Raw genomic sequence first — 19,781 nt, forward strand, 5'->3', positions numbered from 1 at the left:
CATGTCTCTGGGCGTGTTGTTGGCGGCGTTGACCCTGCTCAGTCCGATCGTGGACGACCTGCCGGACGAGTTCCGGCAGCCCTCGCCCGCCCTGTCCGTCCAGTCCGTCGTCTGCGACGGCGACGGGGTGAGCGGCAAGCGCGTTCAGGCCGTGTACGTGCGCGGCGACCAGTCGGCGGACCGGTACCCGCAGCTCGTGGGCCAGTTCCAGTCCTTCGCCGACCAGATCGACAACGCGTTCGTCGAGGCGGCCTCGCGCCTGGGCGGCGGCGTGCGGCACGTGCGTTTCGTGACGCAGTCCGACTGCCGCGCGAAGGTGGACAACGTTGTCGTGCCGCAGTCGGCGATGTCGTCCCCCTCCGCGGTCGCCGACCAGCTGGCCGCCCGCGGCCACAACCGCACGGACCGCAAGTACCTGTTCTGGCACGACTCCGGCGGCTGCGGTGTGGCGTGGGGCGCGCCGGGCGACGACCGCCCCGGCGCCGACAACGGCTACAACTCGGGACCTTCTTACGCCGCAGTGGGAACGGGCTGCTGGACGTGGCAGGCCAGCGCGCACGAACTGCTGCACACGTTGGGCGCAGTGCAGCGTTCGGCGCCCAACTCCACGGCGTTCGGTCACTGCTGGGACGACGAGGACATCATGTGCTACGACGACGGCGGCATCCCGAACCCGCCCGGTGGCCTGGTGAAGGTCTGCCCCGGCGCACCCGAGAACCAGATCGACTGCGGCGGCAACGACTACTTCCACACCAACCCCGCCTCCGGCTCCTACCTGGCAACGCACTGGAACGTGGCGCGCAGCCAGTTCCTGACCTCGTCGGGCTCCGGAACCATCGTGGGCATCGGCGGGAAGTGCGTCGACGTCAGCAACTCCGGCACCGCTGATGGCACCGCGATCCAGCTGTGGGGCTGCAACGGCACCGGCGCCCAGCAGTGGTCACGCGCCGGTGACACGTTGCGCGCCTTCGGGAAGTGCATGGACGTCAACGGTTCCGGCGTCGCCGACGGCACGGTGGTGCACCTCTGGACGTGCAACGGCACCGGGGCGCAGGTGTGGTCGCGCGTCGGGAACACGTTGCGCAACCCGCAGTCCGGCAAGTGCCTCGACGCCGCCGGCAACTCCTCGGCAGACGGCACCAGGCTGAACATCTGGACGTGCACGGGCGGCGCGAACCAGAACTGGCGACTCTGATTCGCGTCTGTCCCCGCTTGTGTCGGAGTGAGGGCGTTTCTCACGTGATGGGCCCACTTGCACGTATGCGCATGCGGCAGTTGGCTCAAGCATCACCCCAGGTGAGAGGAACCGAACCATGTCGGTCACCGACGAACTGCTCGCCAACAACGCCCTCTACTCCGCACAGTTCTCCGGCCCGCTGCCCCTGCCGCCCGCCAAGCACGTCGCCGTCGTCGCCTGCATGGACGCCCGCATCGACGTCTACCGCGTGCTGGGGCTGCAGGAGGGAGAGGCGCACGTCATCCGCAACGCCGGCGGAGTCGTGACCGAGGACGAGATCCGTTCCCTCGCGATCAGCCAGCGCCTGCTCGGCACCAAGGAGATCATCCTCATCCACCACACCGACTGCGGCATGCTGACGTTCACCGACGACGACTTCAAGCGCTCGATCCAGGACGACGTCGGCGTGAAGCCCTCCTGGTCCGCCGAGGCGTTCGGCGACCTCGAGGAGGACGTCCGCCAGTCGATCGCGCGCATCACCGGCAACCCGTTCGTCCCCGTGAAGGACTCGGTGCGCGGCTTCGTGTTCGACGTGGCCACCGGCGCGCTGAACGAGGTCAAGCCCTAGACGCAGGCCCAGCAGTACAGCCGCTCGCCGCGCTCCTTCGCCCCGACGGCCAGCGCGGCGAGCTGCTGCAGGACGTCCGCGAGCACAACGGGATCGAAGCCTTCCAGCTCCTCGGCCTCCGCCCACCGCACCGCGACCGCCCCGAAGTCCCCGCCGGCCGCCAGCCCGTCCCGCAGCCCGTCGGTGACGCTGATGACCAGCACCTCACCGTCGTGCTCGAGAGCGATGTCGCCACCCCACCGCGGGTCCTCGCCGATGTCGTCGTAGTCGCGCCCGGTGAGCAGCTGCTCGAGCTGTCCCATCACGACCATCGGGTCGAGCGACTTGGTCTCCACCGTCGGGAAGCGGTGCTTCGGTCCTTCGGTGATCGCCGTGGCGGCGTCCTCATCGGACGGCGCGGCGAAGTAGTCGTACAGGACACCCATGTGTAGAGCCCTCTCCAGCGTGCACGCGATGTTCGTCGCAGTAGACCACGACCAGGTGACACTCCTGGAGGCCCTCGTGCCACCGCGCTACGGTCGAACGGATTGCAGATCACGTCTCTTGGGGAGGACGACGTTGAAAAGCAGGTTCTCGAGGCTGTGCCTCGTCTTGCTCGGAGCGCTCACGCTGATCGGGGTGGTGTCGCCCAGCGCGGCACAGGCGGCGGAGCGGCCGGGCGGCAAGGAGAGCTACGCGGTCTCCATCGGCCAGGTGGCTCCGGAGGGAACTCCGCCCACGGGCAAGGAGTTCGCACGGCTCGCCATGTACTACTTCGACCTAGACGGCACCGTGCGCGAGGCGTTCTGGTTCTGGAGCTGGAGCATCGGCTACCCGGCGGCGACGATCGCGCCCACCTCGGCGGGGTGTGACAACTGCAAGATCCACACCGCCGGCGGGTTCCAGAACGGCGCCGAGGTCAAGGAACTGAGGGGCCGCTACACCACCACCGGTGACCAGCTCGCCATCACCTGGAGCAACGGCGCCACCGAGAGCTGGACGGTGACCCGCCCGGAGACCGGCATCAGCGTGATCGCGCTGACCGCGTCGAACTACGGCGCGAACGTCGGCAAGGGCTACGGCAGCAACGTCAGGACCACTGTCTCCGTGCCGGTCAACGACATCCCGAAGAAGCGCTACCCGGGCGAGTTCCGGTACAACGCCTGGGACGCCGTGAACGAGAAGATGACCTCCGACTGGGGCACCTCGGGGATCAACCTGCAGCAGTTCCAGAAGTGCAACGACAACTGCCTCAGCGGCGCCGTCGAGATCACCGACCCGAACTCGAAGGCCTGCTCGGCGTGCAAACCCGGCGAACAACGGGCGGTCCGTTATTACCTGGCGTCCGACGGCGGCCGGAAGAACTACTACGAGCACTTCTGCACGTGCCTGCTGCAGGGCACCAACAAGTGCTACACCGGCGGCTCGCACCTCAAGCCGCAGCTCCAGGTGATCGACGACGCGCAGAGGTTCCGCGGCTGGGTCGGCATCGAGGCCCAGCAACGGGTCGCGAACCGCGGCACGCTCGGCGTGCACTGGTACACCGACGTCTAGACCCCGGCGGGGATCGCCGCGGTCAGCCCTCGGCCGCCAGCTGACCGCAGGCCGCGGCGATCTCCTGACCCCGCGTGTCCCGCACGGTGCACTCGACACCCTGCTCACGCACCCGCCGCACGAACTCGCGCTCGACCGGCTTCGGCGACGCGTCCCACTTGCTGCCCGGCGTCGGGTTCAGCGGGATCAGGTTCACGTGCACGAGCTGCCCGAGGTGCTTGCGCAGCTTCTTGCCCAGCAGGTCGGCGCGCCAGCCCTGGTCGTTGATGTCGCGGATCAGCGCGTACTCGATGCTGACCCGGCGCCCGGTCTTGTCCGCGTACCCGCGGGCCGCCTCGAGCACCTCGGAGACGTTCCACTTCGTGTTGACCGGCACCAGCGTGTCGCGCAGCTCGTCGTCCGGCGTGTGCAGCGACACCGCGAGGCGGACCTGAAGGTTCTCCTCGGTCAGCTTCTTGATCGCCGGCACGAGCCCGACCGTCGACACCGTCACGTGGCGCTGCGAGATGCCCAGGCCGTCCGGCGCCGGGTCGCAGATGCGGTGGACGGCCTCGAGGATGCGCTTGTAGTTCGCGAGCGGCTCGCCCATGCCCATGAAGACGATGTTCGACAGCCGGCCGGGGCCACCGGGCAGGTCGCCGTCGCGCATGGCGGCGGCGCCGAGGCGCACCTGGTCCACGATCTCCGCGGTCGACAGGTTGCGTTGCAGGCCGCCCTGGCCGGTCGCGCAGAACGGGCACGCCATGCCGCAGCCCGCCTGCGACGAGATGCACAGCGTCGCGCGGTCCGGGTAGCGCATCAGCACCGACTCGATGAGCGTGCCGTCGTGCGCGCGCAGCAGCGTCTTGGCCGTCGTGCCCTCGTCGGTGGTGACCTTGCGCACGACCGTGAACAACGGCGGCATCAGGTCGGCCACGAGCTTGTCGCGCGTGGACGCCGGGATGTCGGTCATCTCGGCGGGGTCGACGGTCAGGCGGCTGAAGTAGTGGTTCGACAGCTGCTTGGCCCGGAACGGCTTCTCACCCAGCGCCGCAACGGCTTCCGCGCGTTGGGCGGGCGAGAGGTCGACCAGGTGGCGCGGCGGCAGGCCGCGCTTGGGCGCGTCGAAGACAAGGGGAAGCGAGGTCATAGCACATCTAGTGTCCCACGAACTTCACCAACACAAGACCGTTGCATCGCGATAGGTTCCGATATATCGTTAACGACATGATGATGCGACCACACCACCGAGAACACCACCAGAGGCATCGCCACGGACCCTTCGGGGGCGGCGGGCGAGGCAGGGGCGGCGGCCGCCAGAGGCGCGGCAACGTCCGGGCGGCGGTTCTGTCCTTGCTGGCAGAACGGCCGATGCACGGCTACGAGATCATCCAGGAGATCGCCAGGCGCACCGGAGGCGTGTGGAGCCCGAGCCCCGGCTCGGTCTACCCGACGCTGCAGATGCTCGCCGACGAGGGCCTCGTCTCCGCGGAGGAAGAAGGAGGCAAGAAGTTGTTCGACCTCACCGAGCGCGGCAGGACGGAGCACACGGCCCCGCCCTGGCGCGACATCGAGATCCAGCTCGACCCGGTCGACGGTGAACTGCGCACCGCGGTCCGGCTGCTCGGCGCCGCGATGGAGCAGATCTCCCACGCGGGCACGCCGGAGCAGAAGGCCCGCGCCGCCGAGCTCTACAACGAGCTGCGGCGCAGGCTCTACGCCATCCTCGCCGAAGAGTGACCTACCACCGATCGTGCACGTGCGGGCGGATCAGCTCGTCGTACACGGCCTCGACGGCCTTGCCGTCCACCGGCTGCAGGTCCGCCGCCTGCGCGTTGCCCCGAGCCTGCTCCACGTTGCGGGCACCGGGGATCACGACCGTGACGCCGGACTGGTCCACGATCCACCGGAGCGCGAACTGCGCCATCGTGGCACCTTCCGGCACCAGCGGCCGCAGCCGTTCCACCGCCTCGAGGCCGACCTCGAACGGCACCCCGGCGAAGGTCTCGCCGACGTCGAAGGCCTCACCGTTGCGGTTGTAGTTGCGGTGGTCGTCGGCCCCGAAGGTCGTCTCCGCCGTGTACTTGCCGGACAGCAACCCGGACGCGAGCGGCACCCGCGCGATGATCGCGACGCCCGCCTCGGCGGCCTTCGGCAGCACCTCGTCGAGGGGCTTGAGCCGGAACGCGTTCAGGATGATCTGGACGCTGGCCACGTTCGGGCGCTTGATCGCCTCCAGCGCCTCCTCGACCTTCTCCACCGACACGCCGTAAGCAGCGATCCGCTGCTGCTCCACCATTTCGTCCAAGGTGTCGTACACCTCGTCACGGCTGTAGACCGCGGTGGGCGGGCAGTGCAGCTGCACCAGGTCCAGCGTGTCGACACCGAGGTTGCGGCGGCTCCGGTCGTTCCACGCGAGGAAGTTCTCCCGGTTGTACCCCTCCGCGACCTGCGCCGGCAGCCGCCGCCCCATCTTCGTGGCGACGAAGATCCCGTCGTCCTTGCGCTCTTTGAGGAACCGGCCGACGAGCGTCTCGCTGCGGCCGTCGCCGTACACGTCGGCGGTGTCGAAGAAGTCGACCCCGGTGTCGGCCGCCGCGTGCAGCAACGCGAGCGCGTCGCTCTCGTCCACGTCGCCCCAGTCGGCGCCGAGCTGCCAGCAGCCGAGTCCGACGACCCCGACCTGGCGGTTCAACCTGCCTGCGTTTCGCTTCTCCACGAATCGAGAGCCTAATGGCGGTTCAGACGATCAGCGATGTCGGCTTGCGCCGCACGTGCAGCCGGTACCCGACCGGGAAGCTCAACCCGCTGACGGAGGCGATCGCCCGTTCGGCGACCTTCGCGGAGAACTCGATGCGCAGCACCGACTCCAGGTCCTCGCGCGTCTCGAACCGCCACTCCGCCGTGACGCGGCGAAGCGAGAACCCGTTGTCGGCGAAGAACTTCTCGACCGCGGCCGGGTTGTAGCGCGGTTCGTCGGCGCGCAGCCAGGGCCCGTACGGATCCGCCGACCCGTCCAGGTCGATGATCACGGTCGCACCGCCCGGCCGCAGTACCCTGTCCGCCTCCTGCAGACCGGGTTCGCAGCCGGGCCCGAAGAAGTACGCGGTGCGCGCGTGCACCAGGTCGGCGGAGGCGTCGTCGAGCGGGAGCCGTTGTGCGGGACCGGAAACGACGCGCGCGTTCGGCAGGTCTGCGACGCGGTGCTTGGCCCGCACGACCAGTGGCGGATGCGGTTCGACACCCGTGACGGACTTCGCGGTCGCGGCGAACAACGGCAGGTGGAACCCGTCGCCACAACCGACGTCCACGACGTCCCCGCCGTCAAACGGACATTCTTCGCTTATCGCCGTCCACATCGCACCGTGGACGTCCTGGGCGCGGTTCTCGACCTCGTAGACGTCGGGCCAGTGCCAGATGTTCGGGCTCGGCACGACGTCCGCCGGACGCACCGCGTTCAACGCCGCCCGCACGAATCCCCTCACAGGGCCACTGTAGGGCCTCTATTTGCCTGTGACCGTACGAATTCGTCCAATCACGGCGTAGCGTGACAGCATCTCTTCCCTGCAGGAGGCGGCTGTGTCGATCGCGCCCAACTCTCCCCAGCTCGCGCCTTTGTTGTCCGGCAGCCCTTGCTGGGTCGAGAGATCCGTCGACGACCTCAAGGGCGCCATCGAGTTCTACACCGGCCTGTTCGGCTGGCACTACGCCGACGACGCCGTCGCGATGGTGGACGGCATCCCCGTCGCGGGTCTCCCTCAGGGCGACCCCGAACCGTGGCGGTTGTACCTGGTCACACCACACGCGCGTGCCACCGCCGAGAAGGCCTTCCACCTGGGCGGATCGGTGCTGCGCAACCCGGAGGACACCGCCGACCACACGCAGAGCACGGTGATCGCCGATCCGACCGGCGCCGTCGTCGGGTTCCGGCACGTGATGCCGGACTGGCGGTTCGGGATGGGCGGCCACGGTTCCTACGCGTGGGCCGAGCTGAACACCCGCGACGGCGCCGTGGCCGACGAGTTCTTCGGCGAGCTGTGCCACTTCGACATCACGCAGATCGGCGACGGGCACCGGCTGGACTACGCGTCGTGGTCCGTCGAGGGCACCGAGGTGATCGGCCGGCAGAAGATGGGGCGAGAGTTCCCGTACGGAGAGCGCTCCCACTGGATGGTGTACTTCAACGCCGCGCCCGAGATCGGCATCGACTCGGTGGCCTACCGCGTGCTGGAGCTCGGTGGCCGGGTGACCGTGGAGCCCTACGACACCCCGTTCGGACGCATCACCGTGGTCGAGGACCACGCGGGAATGGCCTTCTCCGTGATCGACCCGTCCCGCGTGATCGAGGCCGAGCCGCGCACCGAGGTGGACGACCCGTTCGACGACTAGCGCCTACTGCACGAAGAGGTGCAGCAGCAGCCAGGAGGCGACGGCGGACGGCAGGAGCGAGTCCATCCGGTCCATCAGGCCGCCGTGACCGGGCAGCAGGGTGCCCATGTCCTTGATGCCGAGGTCGCGCTTGATCAGCGACTCGACCAGGTCGCCCGCGGTGGCCGTGACGACGAGCGCGGCGCCGAACAGCGCGCCCTGCCACCACTGGCCGTCGAGCAGCGTCGACACCGTGATCGCGCCACCGACCACACCGGCGGTCAGCGAACCGGCGAAGCCCTCCCAGGACTTCTTCGGGCTGATCGACGGCGCCATCGGGTGCTTGCCCAGGAAGACACCGGCCGCGTAGCCGCCGACGTCCGACAGCACGACACCGATGATGAACGCGAAAACGCGGCCCACGCCGTCGTCAGGAACGACGAGCATGGCCGCGAACGCCGCGAACAACGGCACGTACGCGACCGTGAACACGGACGCGCTCAGGTCGCGCAGGTAGCCGTCCGAGCCGCCCCGAAACCGCCAGATCATGCACACCAGCACGGTGACCACGAACGCGGTCATCATGCCGGCGCGCTCCAGCGGCCAGGACAGCCACAGGATCGCCTGGCCGCCGATCAACGCGGGCCACAGGGCCACGTTGATGCCGGCCTTCTTGAAGGCGGTCGCGATCTCCCACGTCGACACGGCCACCGCGGCCGCGACGATCGCGATGAAGGTCTCCTTCACCGTCAGCAGCGACGCGATGATCACCGCGCCGAGCCCGACGCCGACGAGGATCGCCGCCCGCAGGTCACGCCCCGCGCGCGACGGTTTCGACGCGGGCACGTCCGCGGGACCGCCTGCCACCTGTGCTCCCATCACGACCTCCGCCCGGCCAGGGCCATCACGCCTGCCGCGACTCGGCCGGGCGAACCATCGGGGAAATCAGACTTCGAGGAGCTCGGCTTCCTTGTGCTTCACGAGCTCGTCGACCTGCGCGACGTACTTGTGGGTGAGAGCGTCGAGCTCCTTCTCACCGCGGGAGCCGTCGTCCTCGCCGACCTCGCCGTCCTTGACGAGCCGGTCGATCTCTTCCTTCGCCTTGCGGCGGACACCGCGGACGGAGACGCGCGCGTCCTCGCCCTTCTGCTTGGCGACCTTCACCATGTCCCGGCGGCGCTCCTCGGAGAGCTGCGGGATGACGATGCGGATGATCGAGCCGTCGTTGCTCGGGTTGACGCCCAGGTCGGAGTCCCGGATCGCCTTCTCGATGGCGCCCAGCTGGCTCGCGTCGTACGGCTTCACGACAGCCATGCGCGCCTCGGGGACCGTGATGCTGGCCATCTGGTTCAGCGGCGTCATCGAGCCGTAGTAGTCGATGTGGATGCGGTTGAACATCGAGGGAGTCGCACGACCGGTTCGGACGGAGGAGAGGTTCTCCTTCGCCACCGAAACCGCCTTTTCCATCTTCTCCTCGGCGTCGAGGAGGGTCTCGTCGATCACGACTGCTCCTTGCTCTGCGTGTTCGTGCCTGATTCCCGGTCCTGGAGAGATCCCACCAGGTCTAGAAGGCCGGACGGCCACCGGGGGTGCTGACCAGGGTGCCGATCTTCTCACCACGCACCGCCCGGGCGATGTTGCCCTCGGTGAGGAGGTTGAAGACGAGGATCGGCATGTTGTTGTCCATGCACAGGCTGAACGCGGTCGCGTCGGCGACGTTGAGGCCGCGTTCCAGCACCTCGCGGTGGGTGATGTTGTCGAACATCAACGCGTCCGGGTCGATCTTGGGGTCCGCCGTGTAGACGCCGTCGACGGCCTTGGCCATCAGGACGATCTCGCAGCCGATCTCCAGCGCGCGCTGGGCGGCCGTGGTGTCCGTGGAGAAGTACGGCAGGCCCGCGCCGCCACCGAAGATCACGACGCGCTTCTTCTCGAGGTGGCGCATCGCGCGGCGGGGGATGTAGGACTCGGCGACCTGCGTCATCTGGATGGAGGTCTGCACGCGCGTGTCGATGCCGTGCTCGCGCTCGAGGAAGTCCTGCAGCGCCAGGCAGTTCATGACCGTGCCGAGCATGCCCATGTAGTCGGCGCGCGAGCGGTCCATGCCGCGCTGCTGGAGCTCGGACCCGCGGAAGAAGTTGCCACCGCCGATCACGACGGCCACCTGCACGCCGGACTTGTGGACGGCCGCGATCTGGCGGGCGACCGTCTGGACGACGTCGGGGTCGACGCCGACGCCACCGCCGCCGAACATCTCGCCACCGAGCTTGAGCATCACCCGGCTGTAGCCGTGGCTGCCGTCTTCGCTCACAGGTCCTCTCCTTGCGCCCTGGAAAACTGGTGTGGACACGCCAAGGGCGGGGTCGCTGGTACCCGCAACCCCGCCCTCATGCGAATCAGCTCTGGCCGACCTCGAACCGAGCGAAACGGGTCACCGTCACGCCGGCCTCGTCCAGAAGAGCCTTGACCGTCTTCTTGCTGTCGGTCACGGAAGCCTGCTCGAGGAGCACGACGTCCTTGAAGAAGCCGTTGACGCGACCCTCGACGATCTTGGGGAGCGCGCCCTCGGGCTTGCCCTCCTCGCGAGCGGTCTCCTCGGCGATGCGGCGCTCGTTGGCGACGAGCTCCTCGGGCACCTCGTCACGGGTGACGAACTTCGGGCGCATCGCGGCGATCTGCATCGCGGCACCCTTGGCGACCTCGGCGTTGTCACCGGTGTACTCGACCAGCACGCCGACGGCGGGCGGCAGGTCGGCGGCACGCTTGTGCAGGTAGACCGACACGGTGCCGTCGTAGTCGACGGCCTTGGCCAGCTCGAGCTTCTCGCCGATCTTGGCGGAGAACTCCTGGACCAGCGCGTCCACGGTCTTGCCGTCGACCTCGACGGCCTTGAGGGCCTCGACGTCGGCGACCTTGTTGGCCTTGGCGATTGCGACGATGTCGTCGGCCAGGGCGATGAAGTCGGCGTTCTTGGCCACGAAGTCGGTCTCGCAGCGCAGCTCGACCATCGCGCCGTCCTTGACGGCGACGAGGCCGTTGGACGTGGTGCGCTCGGCGCGCTTGCCGACGTCCTTCGCGCCCTTGATGCGGAGGATCTCGACGGCCTTGTCGAAGTCGCCGTCGGCCTCGTCCAGGGCCTTCTTGCAGTCCATCATGCCGGCGGCGGTCAGCTCGCGGAGCTTCTTGACGTCCGCGGTGGTGTAGTTCGCCATCGTTTTCCTTCTGCGATGTACGCGCTTAGGTCATGAGGTGCCCGCTTGTCGCGGGCACCTCATGGGGGAGATCAGGACTGGACGGGCTGCTCGGCCGGAGCCTCGGCCGGGGCCTCGGTCGCGACGGCGGCGTTGGAGGTGAGGAGCTCCTGCTCCCACTCCGCCAGCGGCTCGTCGGTGGCGACCTCGGGCTTGTCCTGGCCGTCAGCGGCGTCACGACGACCACCGGAGCGCTGCATGAGACCGGCGGCGGCGGCCTCGGCCACGACCTTGGTCAGCAGGGCCGCGGAACGGATCGCGTCGTCGTTGCCCGGGATCGGGTAGTCGACCTCGTCCGGGTCGCAGTTGGTGTCGAGGATCGCGACGATCGGGATGTTCAGCTTGCGAGCCTCACCGACCGCGATGTGCTCCTTCTTGGTGTCCACGATCCACACGGCGCTGGGCACCTTGGACATGTCGCGGATACCGCCGAGCGTGCGCTCCAGCTTGTCCTTCTCGCGGTTCATCATCAGGATTTCCTTCTTGGTGAAACCCTGGAAACCGCCGGTCTGCTCCATCGACTCGAGCTCCTTGAGGCGCTGGAGCCTCTTGTGGACCGTCGAGAAGTTGGTGAGCATGCCGCCCAGCCAGCGCTGGTTCACGTAGGGCATGCCGACGCGGAGCGCCTCGTTGGCGATGGCCTCCTGCGCCTGCTTCTTGGTGCCGATGAACAGGATCGACCCGCCGTGCGCGACCGTTTCCTTGACGAACTCGTAAGCCCGGTCGATGTAGGTCAGCGTCTGCTGCAGGTCGATGATGTAGATGCCGTTGCGCTCGGTGAAGATGTAGCGCTTCATCTTCGGGTTCCAGCGCCGCGTCTGGTGCCCGAAGTGCACGCCGCTGTCGAGCAGCTGCTTCATGGTTACGACGGCCATGGCCGGTTCGCACCTCATCTGTCGGACGCGCGAGGTCTCGCCTTCGCACGTCGTTGCCGGTTGTCGCCTCAGGCCGGGTTCGGCCAGTCAGCCCTGGTGCCTCCGCCGCCGCCCGCACCCGAGGAGCATCTCTGCACCGTCAGGACCGTCGGACGTCGTGACTCGACCAAGCTGGAAAAGCAGGTCGGATCTGCGTTGGCACGCGAAGTCGTCCCGCGCACAGACGGGACGCGCCCAAAAGTCTACTCCCCATCCCCGACAAAACTCGAATCGCCCCCACCTCCCGAAGGGCAGTTGTCCACAACCGGCGAGTAATCCACAGCTTCGCCATCACCCCTGGTCCCCCGCACACCCCCACCCCCACTGTTGACCCCATGCCCCTCCTCCCCACCGCCCTGCTCCTCACGACGCTCCTGGCCCCACCCCCGGCCCGCTTCACCTGGCCCCTCCCACCGCCGCACCAGGTGGTGCGCGCCTTCGAGGCCCCGGCCACCCCGTTCGGCCCGGGCCACCGCGGCGCCGACCTGGCCGCACCCGCGGGCACCCCGGTCCTGGCCACAGCCGACGCGACAGTGGTCTTCGCAGGCGCGGTGGCAGCAAGAACCCTCGTCTCCCTCGACCACCGCAACGGCCTACGCACCACCTACGAACCCATCGCCCCAACAGTGACGGCAGGCCACCCGGTCCGCCGCGGCGAGGTGATCGGCCACCTCCAACCAGGCCACTGCCCGACCCCCTGCCTGCACTGGGGAGCCCGCAGGGCCAACGCCTACCTGAACCCGCTCCACCTGGTCACGACGGCCCGCGTACGCCTCCTCCCCCTCGCCACCCCGCCAAGAGGCGGCTGACCACCCGCCGCGCAGCCCGAGGCGCGCGGCCCTCGCAGGGCGCTCCCCGCAACCCCGGCGGGTCGACCAGCGGCGCACCCCTCCCCCGCCGCAAGCGCCCACCAGGGGCCGGGAAGGCGGCACCCCGCTCACTCAGCCGCCTCCCGGCCACCTGGCCGCCCTGCACAGCCCCACCACAGGCGGGTCCACCCAGGCGACCCAGCCCGCGCACCACCCGCCAACTACCCACGCCCGCCTCAGCGGCTCACACCCGCCCCAGCGACTCCTCGCCCCCGGGACGCCGCAGCCGCTCCCGGAGCAGCCACCCACCACCGACCGGGCTGCCGCCGACCACCATCCCCGGCTCAGCCGCCGACCCCAGCAAGCAACGCCCCAGCGCCCAACCCGCCTACGGCCCACACCTGCTCAGCAGCCCACCATCGACCCAACATCCCTGACCAGCCGCTCACGCCCGCCCCGCAGCTCTCCCCGGCCCAGCCGCGCACGTCCAACCGCTCAGTTCTGACCCGGCCCTCACCAACGACTCACGTCAGGCGCGGCTGCCCGCCAATTGCCCGGTTGTTAGCGAGACCGCCCATCACCAGCACCTGCGGGAGGACTCATGCACAACACGCCCGTCCCAGGCACAGCGGTTCCTCGACCGCACGTCTGCCGTGGCGACAGCCCACGTCTCATGACCTCGGCGTAGCTGCCTGCAGCCCGTCCGGCTTCACGGTCGCCACGCCTCGAATGCCCGAGCGGGCACGCGGCGTGCCTGGAGGTGCTCCAAGGCCCACCCGTTCGAGTGAATTAGTCCTGGCAACAGGCGGAAAGGGGTTTTGAGCCGCGTCGAGCGGCCCTGTGCGGCTCTCCCGGTACGGGTGTTCGGCAGCCCGGCGCCCGCCAGGCTGCTGGGGATCGAGGTGCGGTCAGGCCTCGGACTGCTCGTTGAGCTTGGTGCGCAGGCGCAGGACCGCGCGGGTGTGCAGCTGGCAGACCCTGGACTCGGTCACGCCGAGGACCTTGCCGATCTCGGCGAGGGTCAGGTTCTCGAAGTAGTAGAGGGTCACGACCACGCGGTCGCGTTCCGCGAGCTGGGCGATCGCGTCGGCCAGCTGGCGGCGGCTGTCCTGGTCGACGAGGCTCGCCACCGGGTCTTCCGCGGCGTCGTCGGGCAGCGACTCGGCCAGGGACGAGCCGCCCTTGTTCGGGGCGATCAGCTCGTCGAGGGCCACGACGCTGGTGAGCTGGAGCTGACCGTAGAGCTCGCGCAGCTCCGCCAGGCCGATCTTGAGCTCTGCGGCGAGCTCGCGGTCGGTGGGCGTGCGCTGCAGCTTGGCGCCGAGGCGTTCGAGGGCTCGTTCGACGTCGCGGGCTCGGCTGCGGACCGAGCGCGGCACCCAGTCCTGGGAGCGCAGGTCGTCGAGGATCGCGCCGCGGATGCGCTGCATGGCGTAGGTCTCGAACTTGAGGCCGCGTTCCGGCTCGAACTTCTCGATCGCGTCGACCAGGCCGAAGATGCCGGACTGGATCAGGTCGGCCACGTCCACGTGGGCGGGCAGGCCCGTGCCGACGCGGCCGGCGACGTACTTGACCAGCGGCGCGTAGTGCAGGACCAGGCGGTCGCGCTGGTTCTGGTCGCGGGACTCGCCGTAGCTGCGCCACAGGGCGACGATGCCGGCCTCTACGTCGTCACCGGACCGGACGTCCGTGCGCGTCACCGCAGTCGGCACGGCCACGGGCGTGCCGTTGACATGCGTGTTGGCACCGGGCTCGGGGGTCGCCTCGGTGCGTGGCGCGCCGTTCTGACGGTGCCCGTTGCTCGCCTGCTTCGACACTGGTGCGGGCAGGACGGGTTCAGGGGGCACGGTCGCCGTACGCGATCCTCCCCCTGCGGCGTCAGGAACGGGGGTGGGTTCGGTCATGGATCGCCTTCAGCCGTTCGACAGTGACGTGTGTGTAAAGCTGAGTCGTTGCGAGCGTAGCGTGACCAAGCAGTTCTTGGACGGTGCGCAGGTCCGCTCCTCCTTCCAGCAAATGGGTCGCGGCGGAGTGGCGCAACCCGTGCGGCCCGATGTCCGGTGCGTCCGGTACCACGGCGACGACCTCGTGCACCAGGGTGCGGACGGCCCGCTGGTTCAGCCTGCCGCCACGGGCACCGAGGAACAACGCGGGCGGCGAATCCGGTGCCACCAGGGCGTTTCGCCCTTCGTCCACCCATCGCCGCAGCGCTCGTTCGGCCGGCACACCGAATGGTGTGGTGCGCTCGCGTCCACCTTTGCCCAGAACCCGAATCACCCTTAGGGAGTAGTCCACGTCGTCGAGATCAAGACCACAGAGCTCGGCCACGCGGATACCCGTGGCGTACAGCAACTCCACCACGGCCTGATCACGCAGCGCAACCGGATCGCCCTGGGACGCGCCAGAGGATACGGCGCGCATCGCGTCCTTCGCCTGGTCCTCGCGCAACACCGACGGCAACGTCCGGTGCGGTCGCGGGGCAGCGAGCCGCGGGCCGGGATCCGAGGCCAAATGCCCTGCTCGGTGCGCCCACGCGGTAAACGCGCGCGCGGCCGCGGCACGCCTGGCAAGGGTCGTGCGACTGGCACCCGAAGTGCGTTGCGCGGCAAGCCACGACCGCAGGTTGGTCAGGTCGATGTCCGCGACGTCGGCGTTCTCCGGGATATTCCCAGCGACGTGTCCAAGCAGCGCCACGGCATCACCGAGGTAAGCGCGAACCGTGTGCGGCGACAGATCACGCTCCAACATCAGGTACCGCTCGAACTGCCGCAACACGTCCGCAACGGTCGCCGGCAGTTTTTCGCGCAGGCGAACGAGATCGACACGACGTGTCCGACCATGCGGCGGCGGGGACATAGGCCAAGACGCTGCGCCAGTCGGGGCGATAGGTCAAGTATCGCCACACCCTCGCGCCATTTGAGAGCGCTCTCATGATCGAGAAGACGATAACGTTTCAACTCGCTGTGACGACCAGTGGTTCAACGACCCGCACAGATCACCTTTCGGAGTAGTGACAGCGGCCGTCACGACTGTCCGGACAGTCGACGACCCCAGCGGACCGCAAGTCGTCCGCACTCCCCGACGATCACCGCCGGGGACACCTGCGGCCGACGAGCGCGTTCAATCCACAGTGGACAGTCCTCACCTCATCTCCAGCTTCTGCCAGCCTTCGTCGACGTGCAGGGCCAGACCAGCGAGTTCCAGCTCGGGCAACAACGCCCGCACCCGCTGCAGCGGCACCCCGGACTCGACCGACACGGCCTCGGCGCTGACCCCGTTGCGCCGCCCCAGGGCCTCGTACACGCGCATGGCCTCGCCCTGGGGCGCCCCGAGCTCGCTCTCCTTCTCGGCGGGCTCCGTGGCGAGGTCGTCACCGAACCGCCCCACCGACTCGACGATCTCGGCCACCGAGCTCACCGACACCGCCCGCCCGTCCCGCAGCAGCTCGTGGCAGCCGATGGAGCTGGCAGACGTGACCGGGCCGGGCACCACCATCAGCGGCCGCCCCAGCGCCTGGGTGATCGCGGCCGTGTTCTTGGCCCCGCTGCGCCGCCCGGCCTCGACGACCACCGTGCCACCACCCAGCGCGGCGATGAGCCGGTTGCGGGTGAGGAACCGATGCCGGGCAGGCATCACGCCGGGCGGGTACTCGCTGACGATCAGCCCCTCCCGCGCGATCCTGGCGAGCAGCCCCTGGTGCCCGGCGGGATAGGCGGTGTCCACACCACAAGCCAGCACCGCGATCGTCAGCCCGCAGGCGGCAAGCGCACCGCGATGAGCAGCACCGTCGATCCCGTACGCGGCGCCGGAGACGACGGTCAGGCCCGCCGACGCCAGCCCGTGCGCGAACTCACCGGCCACGTGCTCGCCGTATCCGCTGGCAGCCCGCGACCCGACGACGGCCACGGCCCTTTCCACCGCGTCGGCCAGGAAGTGCGGCCCGCGCACCCAGAGCGCGATCGGCTCTCCCCCGCACCGCCGGGCAGCGACGTTCTCCAGCGCGAGCAGGGGCCACCGCGGCCACTCCTCGTCCTCGGGGACGACCAGCCGCCCGCCCACCCTGGCGATGGAGGCGAGATCCGCCTGGGCACGCTCCTCCGCGCGCCGCGCGGACGTCTGGCCGGCCACGGACGGCGACACCTCACCGGACCTCACGAGCTCCGCCGCCTCGACCGGCCCGACCTCGGCGATCAGGGCCGCGAGCGCCGCCGGATAAGGCTCCGCGACGCGAGACAGGTAGGCCCTCGCGAGGCGAACGGCATCGGTGGCCAGAGCGGCGGCTGGAGTGGCTACCGGGGTGGCGGAGGCAGTGGGCGGGGTGGTCACCGGAACCACCACCAGGGGAGCCAGCGTTGCCAGGGATCGGGGCGCCACGGGCTCGGCGGGCTGGCGCCTGACGTGCGCCTTCGGATCGTGCACGGCAGTTGCAGGAAGGCGGGTGTGGCGGCGGCAGCGGTTGCGATGGGGGCCATGGCCGGGATGAGAAGCGGGGACATGGTCTGGCTCCTTGATGTGGGGTTGTGGGGTGGGGTGAGCGGGCCGCCCGCTGGGGAAGAGGCGGGCGGCCCGCTCAGGGCCGGGCACGGGCCGGGGCTCGATCGAGGCTCGTGGCCGGGTTCGGGCGTCTGGGTCGGGGCAGACGCCCGAACGTCTGGGGTGGGCCTGTCCGGCTGGGTGAAAAGGTGCCGGGCGCGAAGTGGGAGTGGGCCTCGCGCCCGGCGGCTTGGGGCGGGCAGGGCCGTGTCGGGTGAGCGGGCGCTCGCTTGGGGAGACGAGCGCCCGCTCGGATGGGGCCGGGCGCGGAGTCGGGGCGTTGGAGCTCCGCGGCCGGCTGCTTCGGGGCCGGGCCGAAGTCAAGGGGCTCGGCGTTCTCGGAACTGGAGGGCCGCTGCCACGTGGTCCGGGGTTGGGCGGTCGGCTTCGGCCAGGTCGGCAAGGGTCCATGCCACGCGTAGACAACGGTCTGCCCCTCGGCCCGTCAGGGCGCCCACTGCCAAGGCTCGGTCCAGCAGGGCCGTCGTTGGTTTTGGCAGTGCGAACTCGCGGCGCAGGGCTGGGCCTGGGACGAGGGCGTTGGCGGGCCAGGTGTGGCCGTGGGACGACCAGCGGGTGGCGGCTCTCGACCTGGCTTTGAGGACTCGTTCGCGGACTACGGCTGTCGGTTCTGGTGGGGTGGCGTCGGCGTTGGACATGGCGGTCGTGGCCCTCATGCGGACCCTCAGGTCCACGCGGTCGAGCAGCGGGCCCGAGAGTCGGGCCTGGTAGCGGCGGCGGACTGTGGCCGTGCAGATGCAGTCGACCTCTTTGGGTGGGGCGCAGGGGCACGGGTTGGTGGCGAGGATCAGCTGGAAGCGGGCCGGGTAGCGGGCTATGCCGTCGCGGCGCGCGATGCGGACCTCGCCCTCTTCCAGGGCCGTGCGGAGGGTGTCGATGGTCTTCTGGCCGAACTCGCAGGCTTCGTCGAGGAAAAGCACGCCTTTATGGGCTCGGGAGGCTGCACCTGGCTTGGCCATTCCGGCACCGCCGCCTATCAGGGCCGCTATCGACGTCGTGTGGTGGACGTTGACGAACGGCGGGCTGGCCACCAGCGGGTAGTCGGCCGAGAGGACGCCTGCCACGGAATGGACGGCCGTCACCGCCAGGGACTCCTCGCGGGTCAGTGGCGGGAGCAGGCCTGGGAGGCGTTCAGCGAGCATCGTCTTGCCGGTGCCTGGTGGGCCCGCCAGGAGGAGGTGGTGCGCGCCGGCCGCGGCCACTTCCAGCGCCCAGCGGGCTTCTGGCTGGCCGACGACGTCGGCCAGGTCCGGGACTTCCGGCAGCGGTGGGTCGGCTGAGGCCGGAGGGGGTTGCAGTGACACGTCTTCGCCGCGCAGCCACGCCAACGTCTCGGACAGGGTCGCGGCGCCGTGGAGTTCGATGCCGTCGACCAGTGCGGCCTCCGGTAGGGCGTCGACCGGGACGATCGCCGACTTGAGGCCTGCTCGGCGTGCCGCCAGCAGCGCTGGGAGGACGCCTCGGATCGGGCGGACCCGGCCGTCGAGGGCCAGTTCGCCCAGCAGGACCGTGGTGGCCAGGCGTTCGGACGGGACCGAGCCCGCCGCGGCGAGGGTGGCGCAGGCGATGGCGAGGTCGTAGCTGCTGCCGCCTTTGGGCAGGTTCGCCGGAGACAGGCCCAGGACGATGCGCTGCTTCGGCCACTCCTCCTCGCTGTTGCGGACGGCGGCCTTCACGCGCTCCTTCGACTCGTGCAACGACGCGTCGGGAAGCCCGAGGAGGTGGGTGCGGGGCTGGCCCACGCCCACGTCGGCCTCGATCTCGACCGCGAGCCCGTCGACGCCGCAGAGGGCGACGGACCACGCCTGCGCCAAGCCCATCTCAGGCTCCCCGCAGGTGTTCCAGGTGCGGCTCGCCCGACGGCGGCCAGGTGATCGAGATCAGGTCGACGCGGACGCTGCACCAGCCGACGCCGTGCGCCGCCAGCCAACGCAGCGCTGTGCGGCGCAGGCGGGAGAGCTTGCGCTGGTCGACCGCTTCGTCCGGGCGGCCCCAGGCCGGGCCGGACCTGGTCTTGACCTCGCAGACGACCAGTCTGTCGCCCTCCACGGCCACGATGTCGAGCTCGCCGTCGCGGCAGGTCCAGTTGCGCGACAGGACCACCAGGCCCAGCCCCTCCAGGTACCTGCACGCCAGCTCCTCGCCCTGGCGCCCCTTCTCCTGCTGCCTGGTCTCGACCAGTGCCTGTGCCTGTGCCTGTGCCTGTGCCACCACTGCCCTCGCCTCCCTGCGGGTCGTTGGGTTCGACCTTGCAGGGCGGGGCGGGGTGGGTGGCCGGGCTGAGGGGAATCTGTGGACAACTCAGCGGCTGTGGACAAGTCGGCCGTTGTGGATGTTGGAACGGCGGAATTGTCGGTGGGGTGTGCTAAGGGGCTGGGGCTGGGGCTGGAGCTGGGACTGGGACTGGGGGGCTGCGAAGCGGCGGCGGCGGCGGCGGAGCGGCGGCGGACGGGGCAGGGGCCGGCGGGCTCGGAGCGGCGAGAACTCGGAGGTGCAGCCGGGGCTGCTGCCAACCGGAACGGCCGGTGGCATGACTCCGCCCCCGCCTCCCGGTGCGACGCGGGATGC

General features: G+C 69.7%; 20 protein-coding genes. 6 read left to right on the forward strand and 14 right to left on the reverse strand.

The window, feature by feature from the left end:
- Position 1 precedes the first annotated feature (1 nt).
- Complete coding sequence (locus tag BMY74_RS18570) at positions 2 to 1,195, forward strand: ricin-type beta-trefoil lectin domain protein (protein WP_089917527.1); 1,194 nt, start codon at positions 2 to 4, stop codon at positions 1,193 to 1,195.
- 118 nt (positions 1,196 to 1,313) lie between these two features.
- Positions 1,314 to 1,805: a beta-class carbonic anhydrase gene (locus tag BMY74_RS18575; protein WP_089917529.1), complete on the forward strand. Its 492-nt coding sequence runs from the start codon at positions 1,314 to 1,316 to the stop codon at positions 1,803 to 1,805.
- Here BMY74_RS18575 and BMY74_RS18580 read toward each other — a convergent pair.
- Positions 1,802 to 2,230: a hypothetical protein gene (locus tag BMY74_RS18580; RefSeq protein WP_089917530.1), complete on the reverse strand. Its 429-nt coding sequence runs from the start codon at positions 2,228 to 2,230 to the stop codon at positions 1,802 to 1,804. The two genes, BMY74_RS18575 and BMY74_RS18580, sit on opposite strands and share 4 nt — an antisense overlap.
- A 133-nt stretch (positions 2,231 to 2,363) precedes the next feature.
- Here BMY74_RS18580 and BMY74_RS18585 point away from each other — a divergent pair, with 133 nt between their 5' ends.
- Positions 2,364 to 3,338 carry a hypothetical protein gene (locus tag BMY74_RS18585; protein ID WP_143091615.1) on the forward strand — a complete coding sequence of 325 codons (975 nt, stop codon included), beginning with the start codon at positions 2,364 to 2,366 and terminating at the stop codon, positions 3,336 to 3,338.
- 22 nt (positions 3,339 to 3,360) lie between these two features.
- Here the strand turns inward: BMY74_RS18585 and rlmN are convergent, their stop codons facing one another.
- Entirely contained in the window at positions 3,361 to 4,467 is a 1,107-nt protein-coding gene (rlmN, locus tag BMY74_RS18590) for a dual-specificity RNA methyltransferase RlmN (RefSeq protein ID WP_089917533.1), read from the reverse strand.
- A 203-nt stretch (positions 4,468 to 4,670) separates the two neighbouring features.
- On the opposite strand from rlmN, the gene BMY74_RS18595 reads away from it, so the two are divergent.
- Entirely contained in the window at positions 4,671 to 5,057 is a 387-nt protein-coding gene (locus BMY74_RS18595; protein ID WP_245786210.1) for a PadR family transcriptional regulator, read from the forward strand.
- 1 nt (position 5,058) lies between these two features.
- On the opposite strand, the gene BMY74_RS18600 is transcribed toward BMY74_RS18595, so the two are convergent.
- Together BMY74_RS18600 and BMY74_RS18605 are read right to left on the reverse strand one after the other, a co-directional pair.
- Positions 5,059 to 6,036, reverse strand: coding sequence for an aldo/keto reductase (locus BMY74_RS18600; protein ID WP_089917535.1), 978 nt, complete (start codon positions 6,034 to 6,036; stop codon positions 5,059 to 5,061).
- 22 nt (positions 6,037 to 6,058) lie between these two features.
- Positions 6,059 to 6,802, reverse strand: coding sequence for a class I SAM-dependent methyltransferase (locus BMY74_RS18605; protein ID WP_245786211.1), 744 nt, complete (start codon positions 6,800 to 6,802; stop codon positions 6,059 to 6,061).
- 94 nt (positions 6,803 to 6,896) lie between these two features.
- Here BMY74_RS18605 and BMY74_RS18610 point away from each other — a divergent pair, with 94 nt between their 5' ends.
- On the forward strand, positions 6,897 to 7,706 hold the full coding sequence (locus tag BMY74_RS18610) for a VOC family protein (RefSeq protein WP_089917537.1): 810 nt from the start codon (positions 6,897 to 6,899) through the stop codon (positions 7,704 to 7,706).
- Positions 7,707 to 7,709: 3 nt separating this feature from the next.
- Here the strand turns inward: BMY74_RS18610 and BMY74_RS18615 are convergent, their stop codons facing one another.
- The 5 genes from BMY74_RS18615 to rpsB form a co-directional block, all read right to left on the reverse strand.
- Complete coding sequence (locus BMY74_RS18615; protein ID WP_089917539.1) at positions 7,710 to 8,564, reverse strand: phosphatidate cytidylyltransferase; 855 nt, start codon at positions 8,562 to 8,564, stop codon at positions 7,710 to 7,712.
- Between the two features lie 66 nt (positions 8,565 to 8,630).
- Entirely contained in the window at positions 8,631 to 9,188 is a 558-nt protein-coding gene (frr, locus tag BMY74_RS18620) for a ribosome recycling factor (protein WP_089917541.1), read from the reverse strand.
- Positions 9,189 to 9,249: 61 nt separating this feature from the next.
- The gene (gene pyrH, locus BMY74_RS18625) at positions 9,250 to 9,960 is read right to left on the reverse strand and encodes a UMP kinase (protein WP_301325822.1); all 711 of its coding nucleotides are present in this window, start codon (positions 9,958 to 9,960) and stop codon (positions 9,250 to 9,252) included.
- 121 nt (positions 9,961 to 10,081) lie between these two features.
- Positions 10,082 to 10,897 (reverse strand): translation elongation factor Ts, encoded by an 816-nt coding sequence (gene tsf, locus BMY74_RS18630; protein ID WP_089917544.1) that lies wholly within the window; start codon positions 10,895 to 10,897, stop codon positions 10,082 to 10,084.
- 71 nt (positions 10,898 to 10,968) lie between these two features.
- A complete protein-coding gene (rpsB, locus tag BMY74_RS18635; protein WP_089917546.1) occupies positions 10,969 to 11,811 on the reverse strand; it encodes a 30S ribosomal protein S2 in 843 nt (280 codons plus the stop codon).
- Positions 11,812 to 12,185: 374 nt separating this feature from the next.
- On the opposite strand from rpsB, the gene BMY74_RS18640 reads away from it, so the two are divergent.
- Entirely contained in the window at positions 12,186 to 12,659 is a 474-nt protein-coding gene (locus BMY74_RS18640; protein WP_089917548.1) for a M23 family metallopeptidase, read from the forward strand.
- A 908-nt stretch (positions 12,660 to 13,567) separates the two neighbouring features.
- Here BMY74_RS18640 and BMY74_RS18645 read toward each other — a convergent pair.
- The 5 genes from BMY74_RS18645 to BMY74_RS18665 form a co-directional block, all read right to left on the reverse strand.
- Positions 13,568 to 14,506 carry a FliA/WhiG family RNA polymerase sigma factor gene (locus tag BMY74_RS18645; protein ID WP_425434843.1) on the reverse strand — a complete coding sequence of 313 codons (939 nt, stop codon included), beginning with the start codon at positions 14,504 to 14,506 and terminating at the stop codon, positions 13,568 to 13,570.
- A gap of 31 nt (positions 14,507 to 14,537) precedes the next feature.
- Positions 14,538 to 15,515: a tyrosine recombinase XerC gene (locus tag BMY74_RS18650; RefSeq protein WP_089917552.1), complete on the reverse strand. Its 978-nt coding sequence runs from the start codon at positions 15,513 to 15,515 to the stop codon at positions 14,538 to 14,540.
- Positions 15,516 to 15,800: 285 nt separating this feature from the next.
- A complete protein-coding gene (gene dprA, locus BMY74_RS46225) occupies positions 15,801 to 16,985 on the reverse strand; it encodes a DNA-processing protein DprA (RefSeq protein WP_425434844.1) in 1,185 nt (394 codons plus the stop codon).
- Positions 16,986 to 17,512: 527 nt separating this feature from the next.
- Complete coding sequence (locus BMY74_RS18660; RefSeq protein WP_089917554.1) at positions 17,513 to 19,033, reverse strand: YifB family Mg chelatase-like AAA ATPase; 1,521 nt, start codon at positions 19,031 to 19,033, stop codon at positions 17,513 to 17,515.
- A 1-nt stretch (position 19,034) separates the two neighbouring features.
- Positions 19,035 to 19,427 carry a YraN family protein gene (locus tag BMY74_RS18665; protein WP_245786212.1) on the reverse strand — a complete coding sequence of 131 codons (393 nt, stop codon included), beginning with the start codon at positions 19,425 to 19,427 and terminating at the stop codon, positions 19,035 to 19,037.
- Between the last annotated feature and the right edge of the window lie 354 nt (positions 19,428 to 19,781).

Source organism: Lentzea albida (genome assembly GCF_900111005.1).
Taxonomy (GTDB): domain Bacteria; phylum Actinomycetota; class Actinomycetes; order Mycobacteriales; family Pseudonocardiaceae; genus Lentzea; species Lentzea albida.

Coding starts and splice junctions, on each gene's coding strand:
- BMY74_RS18570 (WP_089917527.1), top strand. CDS start 2: ATGTCTCTGGGCGTGTTGTTGGCGGCGTTGACCCTGCTCAGTCCGATC.
- BMY74_RS18575 (WP_089917529.1), top strand. CDS start 1,314: ATGTCGGTCACCGACGAACTGCTCGCCAACAACGCCCTCTACTCCGCA.
- BMY74_RS18580 (WP_089917530.1), bottom strand. CDS start 2,230: ATGGGTGTCCTGTACGACTACTTCGCCGCGCCGTCCGATGAGGACGCC.
- rlmN (WP_089917533.1), bottom strand. CDS start 4,467: ATGACCTCGCTTCCCCTTGTCTTCGACGCGCCCAAGCGCGGCCTGCCG.
- BMY74_RS18615 (WP_089917539.1), bottom strand. CDS start 8,564: ATGGGAGCACAGGTGGCAGGCGGTCCCGCGGACGTGCCCGCGTCGAAA.
- pyrH (WP_301325822.1), bottom strand. CDS start 9,960: ATGCTCAAGCTCGGTGGCGAGATGTTCGGCGGCGGTGGCGTCGGCGTC.
- tsf (WP_089917544.1), bottom strand. CDS start 10,897: ATGGCGAACTACACCACCGCGGACGTCAAGAAGCTCCGCGAGCTGACC.
- rpsB (WP_089917546.1), bottom strand. CDS start 11,811: ATGGCCGTCGTAACCATGAAGCAGCTGCTCGACAGCGGCGTGCACTTC.
- BMY74_RS18640 (WP_089917548.1), top strand. CDS start 12,186: ATGCCCCTCCTCCCCACCGCCCTGCTCCTCACGACGCTCCTGGCCCCA.
- BMY74_RS18650 (WP_089917552.1), bottom strand. CDS start 15,515: ATGTCCCCGCCGCCGCATGGTCGGACACGTCGTGTCGATCTCGTTCGC.
- BMY74_RS18660 (WP_089917554.1), bottom strand. CDS start 19,033: ATGGGCTTGGCGCAGGCGTGGTCCGTCGCCCTCTGCGGCGTCGACGGG.